Here is a 21,230-nt window from a genome sequence, read left to right on the forward strand (position 1 = left end):
TCTTCAGGATGGATTGGAACGGGTGTCGTGGTCATTGATTTCATCCTTTCTGTTTTTCGGTATCCATAGTAGTTCTATTGTATCGTGGCCAGAGAAAAATTTCAATCATATTTGAACGAATAGCACGATTTTCCACGTCTCAAGGGGGGATCAAACCCCTTCACACAGCGCGGACAGACGAGATAATCCGAAGAAACGGATTGTTTGCCTGACTGTGTCAGATTGATATCTTTTCCGGTTCTTTTTGTTCTCTGCCGTTGACAAGCCGACAAAATCTGATTATAATAACGTAAAAAGGGAGTAGCTGGCGTCCGGTGCGGACGTTTACTTTTCGTCAATACGGTCTTTTGAGGCCCGGAGAGTGACTAAACGGCGAGACTTTTGTTGTATTCACAGCAGAGGTCTCGATTTTTTTATCCTCTGCTGCCATCTGCTATCTGGAAGGAGAAAAGAAATATGTTAAATTTTGTGCTGCTCGTTGTCGGATTTGTTATGCTGGTAAAGGGCGCTGACTGGTTTGTAGAGGGTGCTGCATCGCTTGCGGCAAAATTCGGTATTCCACAGCTCGTTATCGGTCTTACTATTGTGGCGATGGGAACCAGCATGCCGGAAGCTGCGGTCAGTATTACGGCTGCTCTGAAGGGCAATGCGGGTATTACAGTCGGCAATGTCGTCGGCAGTAATATCATGAATGTACTGGTCATTCTCGGCGTTACGGCGGTGATTACCAATGTCGCAATTCAGAAATCGACGCTCAAGGTTGAAATCCCGTATATGTTGTTTGTCACGGTTGTGATGATTGCCATGGGCTTAACCGGCAATGAGATCACATTGATTGAGGGCGTAATGCTGTGGGTGCTGTTTCTCATTTATCTGGCATATCTGTTCTATCTGTCTAAGAAGGGCGTGGCAGAGGATGAGCCTGCACATGCGCCGATGCGCATCGCAAAATGTCTGCTTTTTATTGTTGTTGGCGGTGTGATTGTTGTGCTGGGCAGTGATTTTGCTGTCGATGGCGCCACCGGCATTGCACGTATGATCGGTTTGAGCGAACGCTTTATCGGTTTGACCATTGTCGCCCTTGGAACTTCGCTGCCGGAGCTGGTCACCTCGGTGACGGCGGCACGCCGAGGCAATGCGGGCATCGCAATCGGCAACATTGTCGGCAGCAACCTCTTCAATATGCTGTTTGTCATTGGCACTACTGCACTGATTACACCGGTTGTATTTGCGTCTGCGTTTGTCATTGATGCGCTTGTGGCAATTGCAGCCGGCGTTCTGCTGTGGCTGGGAACCTTCCGCACCAAAGAGCTGCGCAGGCCGGTCGGTGTCCTCATGCTGCTGGGCTATGCCGCATATTTCGTGTATCTGCTGGCATGACGGCTTGACAGGAGAAAACCGATCTGTTACAATCAGAACCGATAAAATCTGGATGGGAGTGAATACCATTGCGTCATTTTTCCTGCTAATGAAAATACGGCACTGTGAACCGACAGGGTTTGTCTCTGCCGGGTGTGTTTGTCGTGCCGCTGCGGGAATGTGACAGCTTGTATTTGCTCTGCTTGATGGCATACGTGCGTTTGGGCTACAGGATACCATTCCTGTAGCCCATTTTTGATGTATGGAGGAAGAAATACATGTCATTGATTCAAACAGATCATCTTACCTTTACACATGAAGGAAATGCAGAGCCTGTTTTTGATGGATTGAGCATGCAGCTGGATACTGATTGGAAAACAGGTGTGATCGGAAGAAACGGGCGCGGAAAGACGACCTTTCTGCGTCTGCTGCACGGGGATTTTGCATACAGCGGTGGTATCTATATGAATGTCGCGTGCGATTATTTTCCATTTCCGGTAGACAATCCAGGGAGACCGACTGCGCAGCTGATACAGACATTCGTTCCGGCGGGAGAGGAATGGCAGTTGGAGCGTGAACTCAATTTGCTTGAGGTATCTCCGGATGTACTGGAACGCCCGTTTGCCGCACTGTCTGGCGGCGAACAGACAAAGGTTTTGCTTGCGGCACTGTTCCTGCGCGAGGATCATTTTCTGCTGATTGATGAGCCGACCAACCATCTGGACCGCCATGCCCGTGAGGTTGTCAGCCGATATTTGCGGCGCAAGCACGGTTTCCTGCTGGTTTCACATGACCGCGCGTTTCTGGATGGATGTGTCGACCATATTCTGTCATTTGAGCGCACCGGAGTGAAAATTCAGCGCGGAAATTATTCGTCATGGAATGAAAATCGGCAAAGGCAGGAACAGTTTGAGCGCTCGCAGGACAGAAAACTGCGGAAGGATATCAGTCGGCTGGAAGCTGCCGCCGCGCGCACCTCGAACTGGTCGGACAAAATGGAAAAAACCAAGCGTGGCACGCGCAATTCCGGTTTGCGGCCGGATACCGGATATATCGGGCACAGATCGGCCAAAATGATGAAACGCTCCAAAGCAATTGAGGCGCGGCAGCAGGCAGCGATTGATGAAAAATCCCAGCTGCTGCACAATATGGAACAGGCGCCCCCGCTCCGGCTGTCGCCGTTGCGGTATTGTGTGGAAACGCTTGCGGAGCTGAAACAGGTGAGCATTCGATACGACGGTCGGGATATCTGTTGTCCGGTCGACCTCACCATTTCGCGCGGCGACTGCGTCGCGCTGGTCGGAAAAAATGGTGCCGGGAAGAGCAGTCTGCTGAAGCTGCTGTGTGGTGCGCCGGTTGATTATTCCGGCAGGCTGTACATCGGCAGCGGGCTGCGCATTTCTTATGTTCCGCAGGATACCTCGTTCCTGACCGGCGGGCTGGAGTCGTTTGCCTGTCAGCGCGGCATTGACCGCAGCCTGTTTTATACCATTCTGCGCAAGCTGGATTTTTCCCGTACCCTGTTTGAACAAGATATGCGCACTTACAGTGCGGGTCAGAAGAAGAAGGTTCTGCTTGCTGCCAGCTTGTGTGAGCAGGCACATCTGTATTTATGGGATGAACCGCTCAATTATATTGATATCGATTCCCGCATTCAGATCGAAGAGCTGTTGAAACAATATCGCCCGACGATGCTGCTTGTCGAGCATGACCGCGCCTTTTGCGATGCGGTCGCTGCACGGACTGTCGAGCTGGTGTGAAAAATGACCTCCCACCGCGAGTGGGAGGTCGGTTTTTGATAAAATTATGTCGGAGCTCTTGACAGGAGACCGCAAACATGGTATTCTTTTGGCTGATAAACATATTAAACCGATAGGAATAATAAATTCTTTGAATTTATCTGTACAGCAGGAGTATGACACAATTATGATTAGAGAAATTCAGGACGAGATTCTGCGCTTAAAGAAGGAGCAGGACGTTTGTATTCTGGCACACAGCTATCAGGCGAGAGAAATTGCGGAGGTCGCCGACTTCGTCGGCGATTCTTATCAGCTGAGCGTCAAGGCAACCACTGCACCGCAGAAAACCGTTATTATGTGCGGCGTGCGCTTTATGGCGGAGACGGTAAAAATCCTTTCACCGGAGAAGACCGTTTATCTTGCCAATCCCATCGCCGGATGTCCGATGGCGGAGCAGATGGATCGCGATTTGATCTCCATGTGGAAACGCGCCAATCCGGATTACACGGTGGTCGCGTACATCAATACCACCGCAGAACTGAAGACCATCTGTGATGTCTGTGTGACTTCGTCTTCTGCGGTCAAGATTGTCAAAAAGCTCGAGAGTGATAAAATTGTCTTTATCCCGGACTGCAATCTCGGTCAGTATGTCGCGGATCAGGTGCCGGAAAAGGAAATCAAGCTGTTGCAGGGTGGCTGCCCGATTCATGCCGCAGTCACGGCGAAGGATGTTGAGAAGGCGCGTGCGCAGCACTCGGATGCGCTGCTGCTTGTCCACCCGGAATGTGTCCCGGCTGTTGTGAATCAGGCGGATTTCGTCGGTTCGACCTCTGCTATTATGGAATATGCAAAGGCATCCGATGCGAAGGAATTCATTATTGGCACGGAGATTAGCATCGCTGAGCATTTGCAGTATGACTGTCCGAAAAAGGAATTCTATCCGTTGAGCAAAAAACTCATCTGTCCCAATATGAAGTCCACCACGCTGGTCGATGTACTGCATGTGCTTCAGGGTCGCGCAGGTGAGGAAATCCGGATGGACGAGGAAACCCGTCTTGCGGCAAAGCGCTGCATCGATGAAATGATTCGTCTCGGCTAAATTTGAAAGATATGCGACAGCTCTGCTTTTTTGACAAAGGCAGGGCTGTTTCTCTGAGGGAGTGTGCAAATTGAAGGAAAAAATACTCGCTGCCATGAGCGGCGGTGTGGATAGCTCGGCAAGCGCGCTGTTGCTGCTGGAACAGGGCTATGATGTCGCGGGTGTGACAATGGCGCTGTACGATCAGGGCGATTTGGGAAAATCCACGCGCTCATGCTGTTCTGCGGACGATATTTCGGACGCGCGCAGCGTGTGCAGCCGACTGGGCATTGAGCACTATGTATTCAATATGGGAGATACGTTCCACCGGCAGGTCATTGATCGGTTCATTGCGGGATATGCCTGTGGCCAGACGCCAAATCCGTGCATCGACTGCAATCGATATGTCAAATTCGATGCGCTTCTGCGCCGTGCGGAGGATGTTGGCTGTTGGCGCATTGCAACCGGGCATTATGCGCGCATCGAATACGATCACGCATGCGAACGCATCCTGCTCAAAACGGCATGCGACCAGCATAAGGATCAGAGCTATGTGCTGTACAGTATGACACAGCAGCAGCTGGCGCGCGTCAAATTTCCGCTGGGTGAACTGACGAAGCAGCAGACACGCGCGCTGGCAGAACGCGCCTCGCTGCGCAATGCCGACAAGCCGGACAGTCAGGATATCTGCTTTGTGCCGGATGGCGATTATGCTGCATTTATTCAGCGTACGACAGGAAATCCCCCTGAGCCGGGTGCGTTTCTCGATGCGGAGGGGAACTGCATCGGTACGCACCGCGGGCTGGTGCATTATACGGTCGGACAGCGCAAGGGACTGGGCTTTGCCTTTCCTGAGCCACATTATGTCTGCGCCAAGGATGCGGCACACAATACTGTGACCATCGGCACAAAGGAGGCACTGTTTTCCCGCCGCCTGACAGCGGAGGATTGCAACTGGATTGCTGTGGAGCAGTTGACCAGACCAATGCGTGTACAGGCAAAAATTCGCTATGGTCAGGAGGGACAGCCTGCCATGCTGTTCCCGAGTGAGACTGGACGGGTTATAGTAGAATTTGACCAGCCACAGCGTGCCATTTCGCCGGGACAGGCGACTGTATGGTATGACGGCGATGTTGTCATCGGCGGCGGAACAATTGCATTTTAACGCGAAAGAGAAAGAAACTGTCCCCTGTGCCGGGCGCATGCGGCAACAGGGGACAGCTGGTTCAGCCGGGCAATGACTCGGCTTTCTTTTTGCCGTCTGTCCTGCCCTTATTGCATCGAATGGTATTCGATGCGTGCACCGGTGACATGCATTCCCATATTGGTCAGACAGTCGCGCAGCTTCTGTGGGGTTACGCCGGTGTCATCGAAATCAATCGTAACCACATTGCGGTCGAGACCGACGGCAACAGAAAGAACACCATCGCATGTCCGGTCGATCTCCTGCCGGATGCGCTTCAGGTCATGCATTCCGTTCAGGGAGGAAACGGAGAAATAGGCACTGTTTTTTGACATCTGAAATCACCTCACGGAAAGTATGGACGGCAGGATATTGTTTTATACCGGCAGGACATGCCTTGACATTTGATAGGGAAGACCATAGAATAAAAACAGATTAACACTGATTTGAGGAGGAATTGTTACGAAAATTCCGGGCAGCCGGGCGTTGGCGCGGCCAAATGCGTCGGCTTCGCAGCGCAGACAGGCGATCCTGCTGACAATCCTTTTTCTGTGCGCTGTGGCCGGCTATGTTGTTGTCGATCACGACGATGCATGGTATACCAGTACCATTGCGGTCATTACAGAAATCCAGACCGAACACACCGAGACACAGAGCGGCGTGAGCATCGGAAATGAAAACTATTATGTACAGACGATTGCCGCGCGGCTCACAAATGGCACACGGGCAGGGGAAACCATCCGGCTGTCTAACCAGTACACCGATTCCGGCGTGCGTGATGAATGCTATCGGGTTGGCGATAAACTGTTTGTCGAACCGGGCGGCAATGGGGAAATCGGAAAAATCATTGGTCAGAAGCGTGACACGCTGATTTATCTGCTTGCGGCGGCATTGCTGCTCGGCATGCTTGCGGTCGCGGGTGCCTCCGGTCTGCTCGCAACCCTGTCTTTGCTGTTTAATATCGCGCTGCTGACCATCGCGTTGCGCTGCTATCTGGATGGCTGGAATATTTTTGCACTGACAGGCGTGCTCATTTTGTTGTTCACCATACTTTCCCTGCTTATCGCAAACGGCTGGAACCGGCGCTCAGTGCTCGCCATTGCGGTCACGCTGCTGTCGATTGCTGCCACAGCAGGGATTTTTCTGGTTGTTCGCGCCTACACACCTGCACTGCAATATCAGATGCTGGAATATGCTGTTGTACCGGATGACCTGAGCGCGCTGTTCTTCTGCGAAATCATGGTCGGTGGTTTGGGCGCGGTCATGGATGTCGCCATTTCGCTGATTTCCACAGCAGATGAGCTGTTGATGCACAATCCGGATCTTTCCTATGAACAGCTGCGCGATTCGGTGCGTGCGGTATCCGACGATATTATGGGCACGATGGTCAATGTCCTGTTTTTCACCTATATTTGTGGTGGACTGCCGGAAATGCTGCTTATGCTGCGCAACAATCTGACCGTATCTTTCGTCTGGGAATATGTGCTGTCATTTGAGCTGGTGCGTTTTCTGGTCGGTTCCATCGGTCTGGTGCTTGCTGTGCCGATTTCCCAGCTGGTGCTGAAGCTCTGGACAAATCGACGGAAGGGGGCGCAGCATGGTTAAGATATTGGGCATTATCCTGTTGGCGCTTATGTTTCTCATTGGGCATGACCGCGGTTTGCAGGCATTTTTGACCATTCTGATGAATATGGCTGTCTTAGCGGGAGTTGTCCTCGCTATTGTATATGGTGCGAATCCATTGGCGGTCAGTGCGGCGGCGGGTATTCTGCTGACTGTTCTGATTTTGTTCTATCAAAATGGCAACAATCTGAAAACGCGTGTCTCGTTTCTGGTCATTCTCGTAGTTTTGCTGGTGACATTTGTCATTGGCTTGCTGCTGTGCCGCGCAGGACATGCGGGCGGCTACAGCGAAGTGAAGATTAACCTCGATGACGGCCTGTTCCTTGACGGAAATGTCAGCCTGTCCATGTATCAGGTTGAAATTGGCGTGATCCTGCTCGGACTGCTGGGCGCGGTAAAGGATGCCGCTGTCGCGGTGACGTCGGCCGTCTATGAGGTGCATCGAAACAATCCGACGTTGCTGTCGTCACAGCTGTTTGCCTCCGGGCTCAACATCGGCAGGGAAATCCTATCCACTACAATCAATACGTTGTTTTTCTCCTGTGTGGGAGAATCGCTGCTGTTGTTTCACATCGTGTGCTACTGGGGCTATTCTTTCGGGTATTTTCTCAACTCCAAGGCGTTGTATCAGGTTTTCCTGTTTTCCGGTGTGGCAGGACTGGGCTGCATTGCGGCAATTCCGCTTGCAGCGTTTGCCATGACGGTGGAACTCAAACGGAAGGAAGGCAGGTTGGATGACAAAGCAAATGGAAATTGACGGGATTTCCGTCACGGTTGTCCGCAAGAACATCAAATCATTGAACCTGTATGTCAAGGCGCCGGACGGGCGCGTGCATCTGTCTGTTCCGGCACATACCAGTGACCGGGCGGTGCGCGTATTTGTACACGCACACATGGATTGGATTGTCAGACAACAACGCCTTGTGCGTGCGCGGCATGTCCCGCGCCGGTATGAGACCGGCGAACAGATATTTGTATTCGGGGAGCCCTGCTCACTGGAGGTGCACGAGACGGAAACACGACGGGATTGCGGTGTGCGGCGAACAGGGAATTGCCTTGTGCTGACGGCATCCGTCAAAAGCACCTGTGAACAGCGCGAACAGCTGGTTTGGCGCTGGCAGCGGGAACAATTGCGCGAGGTGGCGGGCGATTTGCTCGCACACTGGGCGCCGGTGATGCACGTACAGGTGAGAGAATGGCACATCAAACGTATGAAAACCAGATGGGGCACCTGTAATTACAGCGCGCACCGCATCTGGCTGAATCTCGCGTTGGCAGAGCGGCCGCTGGAATGCGTGGAATATGTCGTGGTGCATGAGCTGTGCCATCTGCTGGAGGCGAGCCACAGTGAACGGTTTTGGAAGCTCATGACGAAATTCCTACCGGACTGGCCGGAGCGCCGGGCGCGCCTAAATCAAAAAGAAAAAGCAGAATGACGTGTGTTGTGGTCAAGCTTTTTTGTAACACTTTGACCTGATTTTTACTGCATAGGTTTTACGCCCCGTAGCGTGCCTCGAAAGGCGTTTTGTAATTATTATAAGAATGCGGTCGTTCATGGTTATAATGGACATACGCAAATTCTTCGATGGATGTATATAATTCTTTCTCAGAATGATAGTAATGATGATTTATCAATTCATTCTTGAGAGTGTTGTAATATCGCTCCATAGGGGCATTATCGTATGGATATCCAGCCTTGCTCATACTTTGCGTTATACCAACTGATTCGCAGTATTCTGTGAATTCCTTTGAGGTATACTGGCTTCCCTGATCCGAGTGAAGAATCAGGCAGCTGGGATCTAAGCCCGGCTGGGAATCAATTGCTTTCTGCAGGGTCCTTTTTGCAAGCTCTGCGGTTATGTGTTTGTCGGTAATGCTGGCAATAACGCTTCTGTCATATAGATCAATAATCGTGCAATTATAACGTTTGCTGCCATTCGTTAAAAATAAACAGGTAAAATCAGTGCACCATTTCTGGTTAATGGATTCTGCCTTAAAATCCTGATGGAGCTTATTCTCAAACACTTTATGAGGTGCACCGTATTCATAGTCCGGCTTGCGTTTCCTTACAATTGAGAATAACTGAAGCTCTGTATTCATGTATTTATGGACAGTTATGCGACTGATGTTATATCCTCTGCGAAGGAGATAAGCATGCATGGTTCTGTAACCATCTGTGCCGTTGTGAGAGTGGTATATATTCACAATTTCACGCTTGATTTTGTCCTTATGCTTATGATAATCACATTTTCTGTTTTTCAGAAAATTATAATAAGCATTTGGTAAGATATTCAGTCTTTTCAACAACCAACGGACACCATATTTGTGCCCATACTGCTGAATAAATCGATAAGCCGCTAATCGATTTCCTTCGCAAAGAATGCCGCCGCTTTTTTTAGGAAGTCATTTTCCTTCTGAAGTTCTGCCAACTGCTTTTTCAATTGCAGATTCTCCTTCATGTAATCATAATCAGCTTTGGCTTCTTCATTTGTTTGGCATTCTTTGCGGAACTGCTTGATCCAGATAGATATACTTGCCTTGGATACACCATATTCGGCAGCAAGCCCTTTGAGGGTTCTTCCCTCCTCAAGATGAAGACGAACTATCTTCTTCTTGAATTCTGGTTCATAGTGTTTACTCATTTGTGACATACCTCGTTTCCTCCTAAGATTATATCCTATTAGGTCGAGGTGTTACAACTATATTATATCACAACACCTTCTGCAAAGAATGTAATGGATGCTTTAGAAAAATGCATAGAAATCACTTCTGATTGTCCGTACAGAAGAACCTTTCATTCTGATCAAGGTTGGGCTTACCAGATGAAGGCATATTCACACAGATTAAAATCAGAACGAATATTTCAGAGTATGTCTAGAAAAGGAAATTGTCTTGATAACTCTGTAATGGAAAACTTCTTTGGATTGCTTAAACAAGAGATATACTATGGTGTTGTTTACTATAGCTTTGATGAATTAAAATTTGAAATAGAACGATTTATAAAATATTACAATGAGCGAAGAATCAAAGAAAAGTTAGGATGGAGGAGTCCTGTCCAATATAGGCTCCATCTTTTAGCTGCATAAAAAACGAGACGGCCAAAGCCGTCTCGAAAAAAGTCTAACTTTGAGGGGTCACCTCAACGGTTTTATTTCGCCATCATTCCGCTTTTTAGATACATATGAAGCTATCTGTCCTGTACGGCACGGACAAAAGAAAGCATCTGCTGCACGGTTCCTTCGGTGCCCAACAGGCTGCTGTCAATCGAGAGGTGATAGGTTTGTGCCTCTGCCCATTTGTTGTCTGTGCGTTCTGTATAATAGGATGCACGCTTTTTGTCCATCTGCTGTGTCAGGCTCTTTGCCTTGGATTCACTCAGATGATATTGCTGCGCCACACGCACTGCCCGCCACTGTAGCGGTGCATGAATGAAAAAGCTGATGCGTCCAGGGTCATCGACAAAAACTGCATCAGCGGCGCGCCCAATAAACACGCACGGTCCTTCCTTTGCCAGATTGCGCATGGTTTCCTCTTCCGCAAGGCCGACCTGCTGTTCAAATGACAACCCATGCTGTCCGAGTGGATACATATTTGCTGCGATAGAAAACAGCAGGCTGTTGGTAGGGGAGGGGCGTTCTTCGCTCATAATGCGTGCATAAATGCCATAATCCCTCATGGCCTGTGCAATTGCGTCTTTGTCGAACAGTGGCAGCTCCAGCTCTTTGGCCAGCAGTCCACCGATTTCACGTCCACCGCTTCCAAATTGTCGGCTGATGGTGATAAGCATTCGATTCTTCATAGCAGCACCTTCTTTCTTTTTTATTATACTATAAAATGTGCTACACTGGCGTTAGATTTAACATTTATTCCTTTCTTATTCAGATTCAGGCAGTAGGCTCCGGCGATGGACAAAAGATGCGGTGCGGTGTTATAATAGATGGCATAATTTGAAGCGGCCTGTTGTTTAAATTGGAGTGGAACTATGAAAAAAGAATCGGCGGAATATCCTTATTTTGACATGTATTCCAGGGATGGCTCAAATATTGCGTTTGAATGCTGGACAGACTGCCGGTCTGTGGGCATGCATCAGCATGGATATTATGAGCTGCTCTTTGTCGGACGCGGCTCGTGCCGCCACATGTACAACGGGACAGAGACGTTGCTGATTCAGGGCGACGCAGTCATTGTGACGGAGCACCAGCCACATGGATTCTCACTGCATGGGGAGACTGTGATTTATAACTGTCAATTCCAGCTGGATGCACTGGAAGCGAAGGTTGCAGAAGAGCTGCGGGCGGGCGAACCATTTTTACATGTGCCGGATCTTTCTCTCCATGAAGATGTCCGCACCTGGCAGGATCGACTGAACGAACGGGAAAGATTTTATCAGGACAGCCAGCTTCATGTCGGCTATGAGCTGAACAACAGCAAGCAGGGCGTGATTCACCTGAGTCCGATGGAATTTTCCTTTGTCAATCTGGTTTTACAGCATGGCATTGAGGAGCAGGAAAATCCTGACGGACTGGGTGTGCTGATGAAGCAGAAATATCTGGAGGTTATTTTGCTCGAGCTGAAAAAAGCAATGGCGCGTCAGAATGAGAAATATCATGTGTGCTCGAAGTCCAATCAAAAGGCAATCGCAGAGGTTCTGATGTACATGGAGGAGCATCTGGATGAAGCACTGGATTTCAATGAGGTCGCGCAGAACTATTGTTTCAGCCCGAATCATTTCCGGAAAATATTCAAGGAAATCACAGGGTTGTCACCGGTTTCCTATCTCAACCGCCTGCGCATCCTGCGCGCCTGCGAATACATGCAGAAGGATAAAATGACCATCCGCGAGGCGGCGGAGCAGGTCGGGATTTACGATTTTAATTACTTTTCCCGACTGTTTAAAAAGATCATGGGATGCTCACCGAGCAGGATATAATACGACCGTAGCCGGAGGACGAAACCGCCTCCGGCATTTTTTGTGCCTGAAAGTGTAAAAAAATATGCAAATATCATAATTCTGTGCTAAAAGCGGAATGTTTTGTTCTCGATGATACAATGAAAACCACGCTATAATAGAAAAAAGATGTATAGACCATCGGATCATAGAACCGAAATGGATGGAAAGACAATGGATAAAAGCGTATATCCGTATTTCGACATGTATTCCAGAGACGGCTCCAATATTTCATTCGAGCGCTGGACAGACTCCCGTTCTGTCGATATGCACCGGCATGAATATTATGAGCTTTTATTCGTCGGACAGGGTTCATGCCGACATATGTACAACAGCACAGAGACGTTATTGATACAGGGTGATGTCGTGATTGTCGCGGCGCACCGCGTACATGGCTTTTCCCTGAGTGGGCAGACGTTAATTTACAACTGTCAGTTTCTGCTGGAATCGCTGGATGAACGTGTGGTACACGCATTGCGGGGGTATGAGGCATTTGCAGAGGACACCGGATTGGAAGAAGACGCAAATTCCTGCGAGGAAAAGACACTTCTGACCGAACGGGAGACATACTACCATCATGGACAACTGCGCATTGGCTATGAGCTGAACAGCAGCAAACAGGGAGTTGTGCATCTGAACCCGATGGAGATCCCATTTGTCAAGTCGGTTTTGCAGCATGGCGTCGACGTACAGGAATCCACGGAGCACATCAGTCTGCTGATGAAACAGAAATATCTGGAGGTTTTCCTGCTGGAGCTGACGAAGGCGATGGGACGTCAGAACCAGATGTATGCGGTGTGCTCGAAGTCCAACCAGAAAGCTGTGGCAGATGTTCTGATGCTGATTGAAGAGCATCTGGACGAAACGTTGGATTTCAATGAAATCGCACGGGAGTATTCCTTCAGCCCCAACTATTTCCGAAAGATCTTCAAGGACATCACGGGATTTTCTCCGATCACCTATGTCAACCGCCTGCGCATTGTCCGTGCCTGTGAGTACATACAGAGGGATAACATGCCGATCCGCGAAGCGGCGGAACGCGTCGGCATCTATGACCTCAACTATTTTTCGCGGCTGTTCAAAAAGATCATGGGCTGCGCGCCGAGCAAAATGTAACCCCATCGAATGTAACCTGCCGGGAGGAAAAAACCTCTCGGCAGGTTTTTTGTGCTAGGATTCATAATATCAGCATGGTTTTGTGCGAAATCCGAATAGATGGGCGGAGATGCGGTTGATTTTAGCAATATATACAAAATAATTGCTGTAAAAACGTCGTTTTGACAAAAAAGGCGAGGATCTGAAATTTGTGCTAAATTTAAGATATTCTGTTCTCGATGTTACAAAACAAAATGAATATAATAAACTCACAAAGCAAACGAACCGGCCGAATGCATGCGCTTTGCAATATCATTCGCGTGCCTGTGCCATACAGGGCATGCGATATACTGATGAAAAAGGAGAGATACCATGAGCTTTTTCAATTCCATGATCTGGGTGTCATTACCTTCCTGTTTTTCACCGCTTTGGTTGCCGTTATTTCAGCAGTCAAAACACGCGGAGATCAGCTGGATACCAATGACGGCTACTTCCTTGCAGGACGCGGCCTTCCGGGTTTGGTCATTGCCGGATCACTGTTGTTAACCAACCTGTCAGCAGAACAGCTGGTCGGCACCAATGGCCAGGGATGGGCGACCAATATGAGCCCGATGGCATTCGAGGTCGGTTCTCTGTTCACGCTGTTCGCACTGGCATACTTTTTCCTGCCGACGTATCTGAAATACGGCGTTACGACCATGCCGGAGCTGATGGAGGCCCGATTTGATCGAACCACCCGGTTGATTTTCTCGGTACTTACCGTTATTATGTACTCCATTCTGAATCTGCCGGTTATCCTGTATTCCGGTGCAGTAGCCTTTGAGAGAATCTTCGACTTTTCCGGTGCGCTCAACATCAGCCGGTTTGCATCGGTTGCTATCCTCTGCGTTATCATTGGTGTCATCGGTGCCTGCTATGCAATTTTCGGAGGTCTGAAGGCAGTTGCCGTATCCGACACCATCAACGGCATTGGCCTGCTGATTGGCGGTCTGTTGGTTCCGTTCCTCGGACTGGCCATGCTGGCCAAAGAGACCGGCGGAAGCGGTATTATCGATGGATTTATGTATATGGTTCATACCGAACCGGCCAAGCTGAATGCCTGGGCATCCTGGGATGCGTCGCAGCCGGCTCTCCCGTGGCCGCTGATCTTCACCGGCATGTTCTTCTATAACCTGTTTGCATGGTGCACCCATCAGTCGTTCGTACAGCGTACACTGGCAGCTGAGTCTCTGGCAGAAGGCCAGAAGGGAGCGATTTACTGTGGATTCCTGAAGTCCATCGGTTTCTTCTATTTGGTTCTGCCGGGCGTTATCGCATACTTCCTGCCGTCCATTCAGGACACGATTGCAGCGGCAGGCAGCAATGCCATCGACGTCGCATATCCGGCATTGATCGCTGCGGTGATCCCGAAGCCGATTCTGGGATTTTTCGCTGCTGTCCTGTTCGGTGCGATCCTGTCCTCGTTTAACTCGGTACTGAACTCTGCGTCCACCATGTTCGCTCTGGATATCGTCAAGGCGGTTGTCAAGCCGGATCAGCCGGAGGTGTATTATGTCAAAATCGCCAAGCGCTTTGGCACGCTGGTCGCAGTCGTCTCGATTGCAATTTCCCCGTTTGTTGCTTATGCAAATGGTATTACTACCTTCCTGAACTCCATGATGCAGTTCCTCGGGCTGCCGATTCTGACCACCATCATGGGTGCCGTCTTCTTCAAGCGTGTACCCAACTGGACACCGAAGGTTGTCACTGTATTCCATCTTGTAGTTTATGCGATCTTCCTGATTGTCGCCCCGACCTATCCGACCAATGGAGAGCCGATCCATTACCTGTATGCAATGGCTGTCCTGTTTGTCCTTGAGGTTGCATTCTATGCAATTTTGAATCATACGAGCAAGAAAGAAGAGTGGAATCCGCCTGCAACCGGAACCGTTGACATGACGCCGTGGAAATACCGCCACATTGTCTGCCTTGCCGGTATCGTGCTTGCCATCGCGTTGTATATCTTCTTCTCGCCGATTGGCATTGCAGCATAACTGCGCTTATATCATTACAACTTCTCCATAGCGGCGGAGATGATATACTCTCCCTCTCCGCCCAAAAGAAAAGCTGCCATCAGACGCTCCGATCTGGTGGCAGCTTTTTGTGCTATTTTGAGTGATATCTGGAGAACTCAAACGAAATTCGTGCTATATCAGACAGTTCAAAAATAGGAATTGTATAAAATACACATAAAAACACGGGTAAATATGGTATCAATAGCAGAGTGCATAAATAATTCGTGGAAATAACAGCAGATTGCCGAAAGAAAGGAATATCGTTATTTCGTGCTAAAATTGAATTTTTCTGTTCTCGATGTTGCACGGCATTCTGAATATAATAGACTCAACAAAGGAAAAACACCTACAGCGACACAATAAAATATTTAAGATAGGAGAATTTATCATGATTAACGGTGAAAAAATTGTAGATCAGCCGATTCGCTGGGCAATGATTGGCGGCGGCAGAGGAAGCCAGATCGGTTATATCCATCGCTCCGCAGCACTGCGCGATGCAAACTTTGAACTGGTTGCGGGTGCGTTCGACGTCGACCCGGAGCGCGGCAAGGACTTCGGTATCAACTGCCATGTCGATCCGGATCGCTGCTATCCGGATTACAAGACCCTGATTGAGGAAGAAGCAAAGCGTCCGGACGGCGTCCAGGCTGTTTCGATTGCCACCCCGAATTTCACACATTTTGAAATCGCAAAGGCTGCGCTGGAGGCCGGTCTGCATGTTTACTGTGAGAAGCCGCTGTGCTTCACGACGGAAGAGGCAGAGGAACTGGAAGCTCTGGTAAAAAAGACCGGCAAGGTTATGTTCATCTCTTATGGCTACTGCGGCCATCAGATGATTGAGCAGGCGCGTCAGATGATTGCACGCGGCGACCTCGGCAAAATCCGCATCGTAAACATGCAGTTTGCACACGGCGCACACAACGTAGCAGTTGAAAAGAAGTCCGGTTCGACCGCATGGCGCGTTGATCCGAAGAAGGCAGGTCCGGCTTACGTCCTCGGCGATGTCGGCACCCATATGGTTTACCTGTCTGAGGCAATGATGCCGGATATGAACATCAAGCGCCTGATGTGCTCCAAGCAGTCGTTCGTAGAGGGCCGCCAGTTGGAGGACAATGCGATGACCATTATGGAATATGACAACGGCGCTGTCGGTTACATCTGGTCGAGCTGTGTCAACGCGGGTTCTGAGTTCGGTGCACGCTTCCGTATCGTCGGTGAAAAGGCTTCGATTGCATGGGATGTTGAGCATCCGAATCAGCTGGCATATGAAGTACAGGGCAAGCCGCAGAGTGTCATGCAGCGCGGCGCAGGCTATCTGTATCCGGAAGCTGTCGCAGATGACCGCATCGGCGGCGGACATCCGGAAGGTCTGTTCGAGTCCTGGAGCAATCTGTATACCCGTTTCGCAAAAGCAATCGATAAAAACGAGAAGGGCGAAGAAATCGACTTCTGGTATCCGGACATCCATGCAGGCGTTCTGGGTGTCAAGTGGGTCGAGAAATGCGCACAGTCCGGCGATCAGGGCGGCGCATGGATTGATTTTTAACATTCCAAGTATATCAACAAGCAAGAAAATTCCTCCGTCAACGCGGACTGCGTTGACGGAGAGAGCCAAATAGAGGAGTCAAGGAGAATTCTTATGAGCATCAATCCGAAAGATTTTGATATGCCGGTTGCATCGTTTAACCCGAACCCGATGAAACTTGGCCTGTTTACCGACGGCCTGCCGGACATGCCGTTTGAACAGGTACTCGACACAGCCTGTGAGATGGGCATCGAGGTGCTGGAGCTCGGTACCGGCGGCTATTCCTGCGCACCGCATCTGGACATGGAGAAGCTGCTGCACAGTGCAGAGGCACGCAAAGAGTATTTAAATGCCATCGAGAGCCGCGGCCTGAAAATTGCAGCATTGAACTGCTCTGCAAACGCAATCGGCCCGGGTGAGCGGTGGGCAAGCCATGCGCCGGATGTCATGAACACATTCCGACTGGCAGAACTGCTGGGTGTTGAGCATGTCGTTTCACAGTCCGGCCTTCCGGCAGGCAGCCCGAATGATGAAACCCTGAACTGGGTACTGCACACATACCCGCCGGAAATGATGGATGTACTGAAATACCAGTGGGATGTCACGATCGATTTCTGGAGCAAGGCTGCCGATCTGGCTAAGAAATGCGGCGTCAAGACCATTGCGCTGGAAAACCACCCGATGAACATGGTATTCAATGTCAGCACACTGATGCATCTGAGAAACGCAGTCGGCGATATTATCGGACTGAACCTCGACCCGAGCCATCTGTTCTTTATGGGCGGCGACCCGATGATGATTGCACGCAAGCTGTGTGAAGAGAAGGCAATCTATCACGTACATGGCAAGGACACCCGCCTGAATGACCACATCAAGGGTCTGGAGTGCTTCGAGCTTGGCGCATACAACGGCCCGGCGGTTGACCGCGTCTGGAATTATGTCGCTGTCGGCTATGGCCACGACCACCTGTGGTGGAAGGAATTCTTCGCAACGCTGGCAATGGGCGATTACCATGGTCCGGTTTGCATCGAGGTAGAAGACCCGTCGATGCCGAACAATCTGGTTGCAATCCAGAAGTCTGCGAAGTTCCTGAAGGAAACTATGCTTTCCTGATACACAGCAACGACAACCGATATGAGAATATAATGTGAATTCTGATTTGAGGAGGAAAAACCATGAAAATCGCATTTGACGGAAGCGCGTTCTGGGAAACCGGAATGACCTACGAGGAGCAGTACGACACTGTAGCGAGAGCCGGATATGAGTACATCAATCCGTACAACGCGGATTTCCCGGGCTTCTGGAAGCGCCCGAAGGCAACGAACGATGAGGTTAAGTGGCATAAGAAGGCGATTGCCGATGCAGGACTGAAGATTGCATCTCTGACCACTGGCTTCCGCTGGGCTGATCCGGATGAATTTGTCCGCGAATATGCCATTGACTGCTGGAAACGAATGATTGAAATCGCAGAAATTCTGGACGTCAAGGTATTCAACACCGAGCTTGGCCCTGGACGCGACAACCCGGAGCTGCGCGAAGCAAAGCTGATGCGTTCGCTGGATGTACTGGTACCGCTGCTCGAGAGCAAGGGCATGCGTCTGGACGTTCAGGCACATCCGGACGATTTCTATGAGCACAACAACGATGCCTATGACATTATCCGTTACTATGACAGCCCGGCACTGGCTTATCTGTATTCCATCCCGCATACCTTCCACTATGACGGCGGTAAGGGCGACATTGAGAAGAACCTGAAGTACACCCGGAAGCATCTGAAGCATGTCCTGTTTGCAGATACCTACGATTATACCAAGCTGTTCCGCTACAACGTCAACCCGTCTCCGCTGTATGCAAACGGCTCCGTCCGCTGCCATGCGCACATCGGCCATCTGGGCGAAGGCGACGTCGATTTTGACCGTATCTTCAAGACGCTGCGCGAGATGGGCTTTAATGAGCAGGATGATACCATTGCGACCTTCAACCCGTTGGGCTTCCCGGAGAGAGCCATTGAAGATGGTGCGTATACGCGCAAGATGATTGAAGATAATCTGGTCAATGTACCGAGCATCACTGAGCCGGAACCGGAATCCTATGGATTCTTCGCACGCTAATCACACAGTACCCGTTCAAAATATTCGTTATATTCGTTTTCTTCCTCCCGTCTCATGCTTCCTGCATGAGGCAGGAGAGGAAATAAAATCAATATTGGCTATTTGCCTTGCATGTGGCATGTAGCATAGATCATTTTCAGTTCCTTTTTACTCTCTTCCTTTTTTATTTGCAATTGCGGAAATGAAACTGCGCTCGACAGTTCTTTTTTGCCCGGACGATAATCGAACGCAATGCAGCGATGGGAGGCTGCATTGCGTTCAGGAGGTTATCTGTATTTGTTTTGAAAATATGTTATTTTAGAACAATGACACCGAGAGAAATATGGAGGTAACACAAATGAAAAATAAACGGCTTCTGGCACTGCTTGCAGCAGGTGTGATGACGGTAGGGTGTCTGGCAGGCTGCGGCGGCAGCGCAGAAACAGCAGACAACGGTTCCGCGGCATCGAACGGCGGCTCCGGCAGCACGGGAAATATGACCCTGATTATGGCACAGCGCGATGACTTCCTGTCTACCCTTGAATCGGCCGCTACCAAAGCTGGTGAGGAAAGAGGCTACAAGATCGTAGCGCAGGACGCGCAGAACGATGCGCAGAAGCAGATTCAGTTCGTTGAAACCGCAAAGAACGGTGGAGATTCGGCCTGCATTGTCAATCCGGTCGATTCCGACGCTGCACAGTCGGTTGTAGATGCAGCAGACGGCATGCCGCTGGTATTCGTCAACCGTGGTCCTTCGGATTATCACGTGCTGGATGCAGAAAATGTTGCATTTGTCGGTTCCAATGAAACCGATGCCGGTAAGTATCAGGCGGATGCACTGGCCGAGTACTTTAAGGCACAGGGCAAGACTGAGATTAAGTATGTTCTGCTTCAGGGTACACTCGGACAGGTCTCGCAGATCAAGCGTTGTGCCGGTGTTCTGGACGGCCTGAAGGAGAATGGTATTACCGCAACGCCGGTTGTTGAGCTGGCGGCGGAATATGACCGTGCAAAGGCAATCGACAAGATCAGCCCGGTTCTGACTTCGGGTCAGGAGTTTGACTGCATCATTTCCAACAACGACTCGATGGCATGCGGTGCTGTTGAGGCCTGTGAAGCGGCGAATGTTGATCCGTCTACTATCCCGATCGTCGGTGTCGATTGCACCAAGGATGGTGCGCAGATGGTTCAGGAGGGCAAGATGCTGATGACTGTCTTCCAGAATCCGGAGGGTCAGGGTGTTGGCGCTGTTGAAGCGGCGATCAATCTGATTAACGGAAAGCCCGCGAATGAGAACACGCAGTTTGTCAAGGATGAAAGCGGCGAATCCTACAGTGATTCCATCGTTTGGATCCCGTTTGAGCCGGTAAACAAGGACAACGTAGCGGATTATATGTAAGCCGAATGGTTCCTTGGTAGAGGATCGAAAAAGAATAAATGAGACTGCCGCCCAGCTGAGTTTTTCGCCGGGCGGCAGTTTTCTGCTCGTAGACAGCTATCACGGTTTCGACAATGGTCTGGTTTCCGCTTTGCTATGCGTATCAATATTTATGCGTTGTCTAGCGTCTGCCGCGCGTCTGAGTCATCCGGCAGCGCAATGCCCAGTTCCCGTATTGCATCCATGATATGGCTGGTGGAATAATCGCGCATTTCAGGCTCCCCGAAGACGGAGAACAGCCATTCGACGCTCAGTTCCAGCCATTTCTCGACATGCGGGCTGACAACCTGACTGGAACCGTCCGCACTGGCTGCATTGGCCAGACTGTAGCCGTGAGGCCCTCTGCCGAAGATATGGCATTCCATCGGCACGTTGCAGCGTTCATAGGCCATGGCGAGTTCCAGCGACATGCGGCGCGTCATGGCATCGTCCCATGTTGTAAACAGGAAGACCGGCGGAGAATCCGGTGTAACCTGTGTCTGGAGGCTGATCCAGGGGGCATTGTCATCCTGTTCATCGAACAGGGTGCGGATCAAGGCGCTTTCAGAACTGCTGAAATCGATTGCAGGATAGCCCAGGATCACGCCGTTTGGGCGTTCCTGCCCAAGCAGGCCGCCGGCAAGCGCAAGATGCCCGCCCGCGGAAAAACCACAGGTGAAGATTTTTTGCGGATCAATGTGCCATTCGGCGGCATGACTGCGCAGGAGCGCAATTGCCCAGTCCAGTTCTGTGAGCGGGGCAAAGCCTGCGGTATCCCAGCCGAGGGAATAGTTCAAAACAAAGGCGTGAATTCCTCTGGCAGCATAGGCCATGGCAACTGGTTCCGCTTCGCGCGGGGACAGGTATACATAACCGCCGCCCGGACAGATCATGACAGCGGGACGAGCCGTATCCTGCCCGAGGCGCAGGCCGGAGTCCAACAGATAACAGTCGAGAAAAACCTTTGGCTTTCCCGGAAATGGAATTCGCTCACAGTGCATGCATATCACGCTCCTTTTTGTTTCAGTTTAGCATGTAAAGCGGCGTGCGGCAAGCGACAGAATGGACTGTTTGGTACAAAGGATGTGAAATGGGAAAATTTTGCTGCTTCGGGTGAAA

The 21,230-nt window shown here is 50.3% G+C and carries 18 protein-coding genes and 1 pseudogene; 15 read left to right on the forward strand and 4 right to left on the reverse strand.

The window, feature by feature from the left end:
- Positions 1-456: 456 nt before the first annotated feature.
- From ACLM7Z_RS10230 to mnmA, 4 genes are all read left to right on the forward strand, one after another.
- Positions 457-1,380: a calcium/sodium antiporter gene (locus ACLM7Z_RS10230; protein WP_087021713.1), complete on the forward strand. Its 924-nt coding sequence runs from the start codon at positions 457-459 to the stop codon at positions 1,378-1,380.
- Between the two features lie 257 nt (positions 1,381-1,637).
- On the forward strand, positions 1,638-3,119 hold the full coding sequence (gene abc-f / locus ACLM7Z_RS10235) for a ribosomal protection-like ABC-F family protein (protein ID WP_087021712.1): 1,482 nt from the start codon (positions 1,638-1,640) through the stop codon (positions 3,117-3,119).
- A 166-nt stretch (positions 3,120-3,285) separates the two neighbouring features.
- Positions 3,286-4,197: a quinolinate synthase NadA gene (nadA, locus tag ACLM7Z_RS10240; RefSeq protein ID WP_435644985.1), complete on the forward strand. Its 912-nt coding sequence runs from the start codon at positions 3,286-3,288 to the stop codon at positions 4,195-4,197.
- Between the two features lie 70 nt (positions 4,198-4,267).
- Complete coding sequence (gene mnmA, locus ACLM7Z_RS10245; RefSeq protein ID WP_435644986.1) at positions 4,268-5,341, forward strand: tRNA 2-thiouridine(34) synthase MnmA; 1,074 nt, start codon at positions 4,268-4,270, stop codon at positions 5,339-5,341.
- A 107-nt stretch (positions 5,342-5,448) separates the two neighbouring features.
- Here mnmA and ACLM7Z_RS10250 read toward each other — a convergent pair whose 3' ends face one another.
- Positions 5,449-5,694: a heavy-metal-associated domain-containing protein gene (locus ACLM7Z_RS10250; protein ID WP_087021710.1), complete on the reverse strand. Its 246-nt coding sequence runs from the start codon at positions 5,692-5,694 to the stop codon at positions 5,449-5,451.
- 151 nt (positions 5,695-5,845) lie between these two features.
- Here ACLM7Z_RS10250 and ACLM7Z_RS10255 point away from each other — a divergent pair, with 151 nt between their 5' ends.
- Genes ACLM7Z_RS10255 through ACLM7Z_RS10265 form a run of 3 tightly spaced genes read left to right on the forward strand, consistent with a single transcriptional unit; the run spans position 5,846 to position 8,418 of the window.
- Complete coding sequence (locus tag ACLM7Z_RS10255; protein WP_087021708.1) at positions 5,846-6,964, forward strand: YibE/F family protein; 1,119 nt, start codon at positions 5,846-5,848, stop codon at positions 6,962-6,964.
- Positions 6,957-7,739: a YibE/F family protein gene (locus ACLM7Z_RS10260; RefSeq protein WP_273349025.1), complete on the forward strand. Its 783-nt coding sequence runs from the start codon at positions 6,957-6,959 to the stop codon at positions 7,737-7,739. Before ACLM7Z_RS10255 ends, ACLM7Z_RS10260 begins: the two co-directional genes overlap by 8 nt.
- The gene (locus ACLM7Z_RS10265) at positions 7,717-8,418 is read left to right on the forward strand and encodes a M48 family metallopeptidase (RefSeq protein WP_087021702.1); all 702 of its coding nucleotides are present in this window, start codon (positions 7,717-7,719) and stop codon (positions 8,416-8,418) included. Before ACLM7Z_RS10260 ends, ACLM7Z_RS10265 begins: the two co-directional genes overlap by 23 nt.
- Positions 8,419-8,476: 58 nt before the next feature.
- On the opposite strand, the gene ACLM7Z_RS10270 is transcribed toward ACLM7Z_RS10265, so the two are convergent.
- Positions 8,477-9,633 (reverse strand): IS3 family transposase gene (locus tag ACLM7Z_RS10270; RefSeq protein ID WP_087018148.1). Its coding sequence is split into 2 segments (ribosomal slippage): positions 8,477-9,369 and positions 9,369-9,633, totalling 1,158 coding nucleotides; the frame shifts between segments, so codons are not numbered across the junction.
- Between the two features lie 111 nt (positions 9,634-9,744).
- Here ACLM7Z_RS10270 and ACLM7Z_RS10275 point away from each other — a divergent pair.
- Positions 9,745-10,068: pseudogene (locus ACLM7Z_RS10275) on the forward strand (transposase); the annotation flags it as partial.
- Positions 10,069-10,169: 101 nt separating this feature from the next.
- Here ACLM7Z_RS10275 and ACLM7Z_RS10280 read toward each other — a convergent pair.
- Complete coding sequence (locus tag ACLM7Z_RS10280) at positions 10,170-10,781, reverse strand: AAA family ATPase (protein ID WP_087021694.1); 612 nt, start codon at positions 10,779-10,781, stop codon at positions 10,170-10,172.
- 183 nt (positions 10,782-10,964) lie between these two features.
- On the opposite strand from ACLM7Z_RS10280, the gene ACLM7Z_RS10285 reads away from it, so the two are divergent.
- From ACLM7Z_RS10285 to ACLM7Z_RS10315, 7 genes are all read left to right on the forward strand, one after another.
- On the forward strand, positions 10,965-11,912 hold the full coding sequence (locus ACLM7Z_RS10285; RefSeq protein WP_087021691.1) for an AraC family transcriptional regulator: 948 nt from the start codon (positions 10,965-10,967) through the stop codon (positions 11,910-11,912).
- Between the two features lie 192 nt (positions 11,913-12,104).
- On the forward strand, positions 12,105-13,046 hold the full coding sequence (locus ACLM7Z_RS10290) for an AraC family transcriptional regulator (protein ID WP_435644987.1): 942 nt from the start codon (positions 12,105-12,107) through the stop codon (positions 13,044-13,046).
- A 332-nt stretch (positions 13,047-13,378) separates the two neighbouring features.
- Positions 13,379-15,058: a solute:sodium symporter family transporter gene (locus ACLM7Z_RS10295; RefSeq protein ID WP_435644988.1), complete on the forward strand. Its 1,680-nt coding sequence runs from the start codon at positions 13,379-13,381 to the stop codon at positions 15,056-15,058.
- A 409-nt stretch (positions 15,059-15,467) separates the two neighbouring features.
- Positions 15,468-16,625: a Gfo/Idh/MocA family protein gene (locus tag ACLM7Z_RS10300; RefSeq protein WP_087021683.1), complete on the forward strand. Its 1,158-nt coding sequence runs from the start codon at positions 15,468-15,470 to the stop codon at positions 16,623-16,625.
- A 93-nt stretch (positions 16,626-16,718) separates the two neighbouring features.
- Complete coding sequence (locus tag ACLM7Z_RS10305; protein WP_242969869.1) at positions 16,719-17,717, forward strand: sugar phosphate isomerase/epimerase family protein; 999 nt, start codon at positions 16,719-16,721, stop codon at positions 17,715-17,717.
- A gap of 62 nt (positions 17,718-17,779) precedes the next feature.
- The gene (locus ACLM7Z_RS10310) at positions 17,780-18,715 is read left to right on the forward strand and encodes a sugar phosphate isomerase/epimerase (RefSeq protein WP_273349588.1); all 936 of its coding nucleotides are present in this window, start codon (positions 17,780-17,782) and stop codon (positions 18,713-18,715) included.
- A gap of 337 nt (positions 18,716-19,052) precedes the next feature.
- A complete protein-coding gene (locus ACLM7Z_RS10315; RefSeq protein WP_435644989.1) occupies positions 19,053-20,093 on the forward strand; it encodes a sugar ABC transporter substrate-binding protein in 1,041 nt (346 codons plus the stop codon).
- Between the two features lie 149 nt (positions 20,094-20,242).
- Here the strand turns inward: ACLM7Z_RS10315 and ACLM7Z_RS10320 are convergent, their stop codons facing one another.
- Positions 20,243-21,112 (reverse strand): alpha/beta hydrolase, encoded by an 870-nt coding sequence (locus tag ACLM7Z_RS10320; RefSeq protein WP_435644990.1) that lies wholly within the window; start codon positions 21,110-21,112, stop codon positions 20,243-20,245.
- Positions 21,113-21,230 lie beyond the last annotated feature (118 nt).

This window comes from Butyricicoccus porcorum (genome assembly GCF_051246315.1).
GTDB classification, from domain to species: Bacteria; Bacillota; Clostridia; order Oscillospirales; family Butyricicoccaceae; genus Butyricicoccus_A; species Butyricicoccus_A porcorum.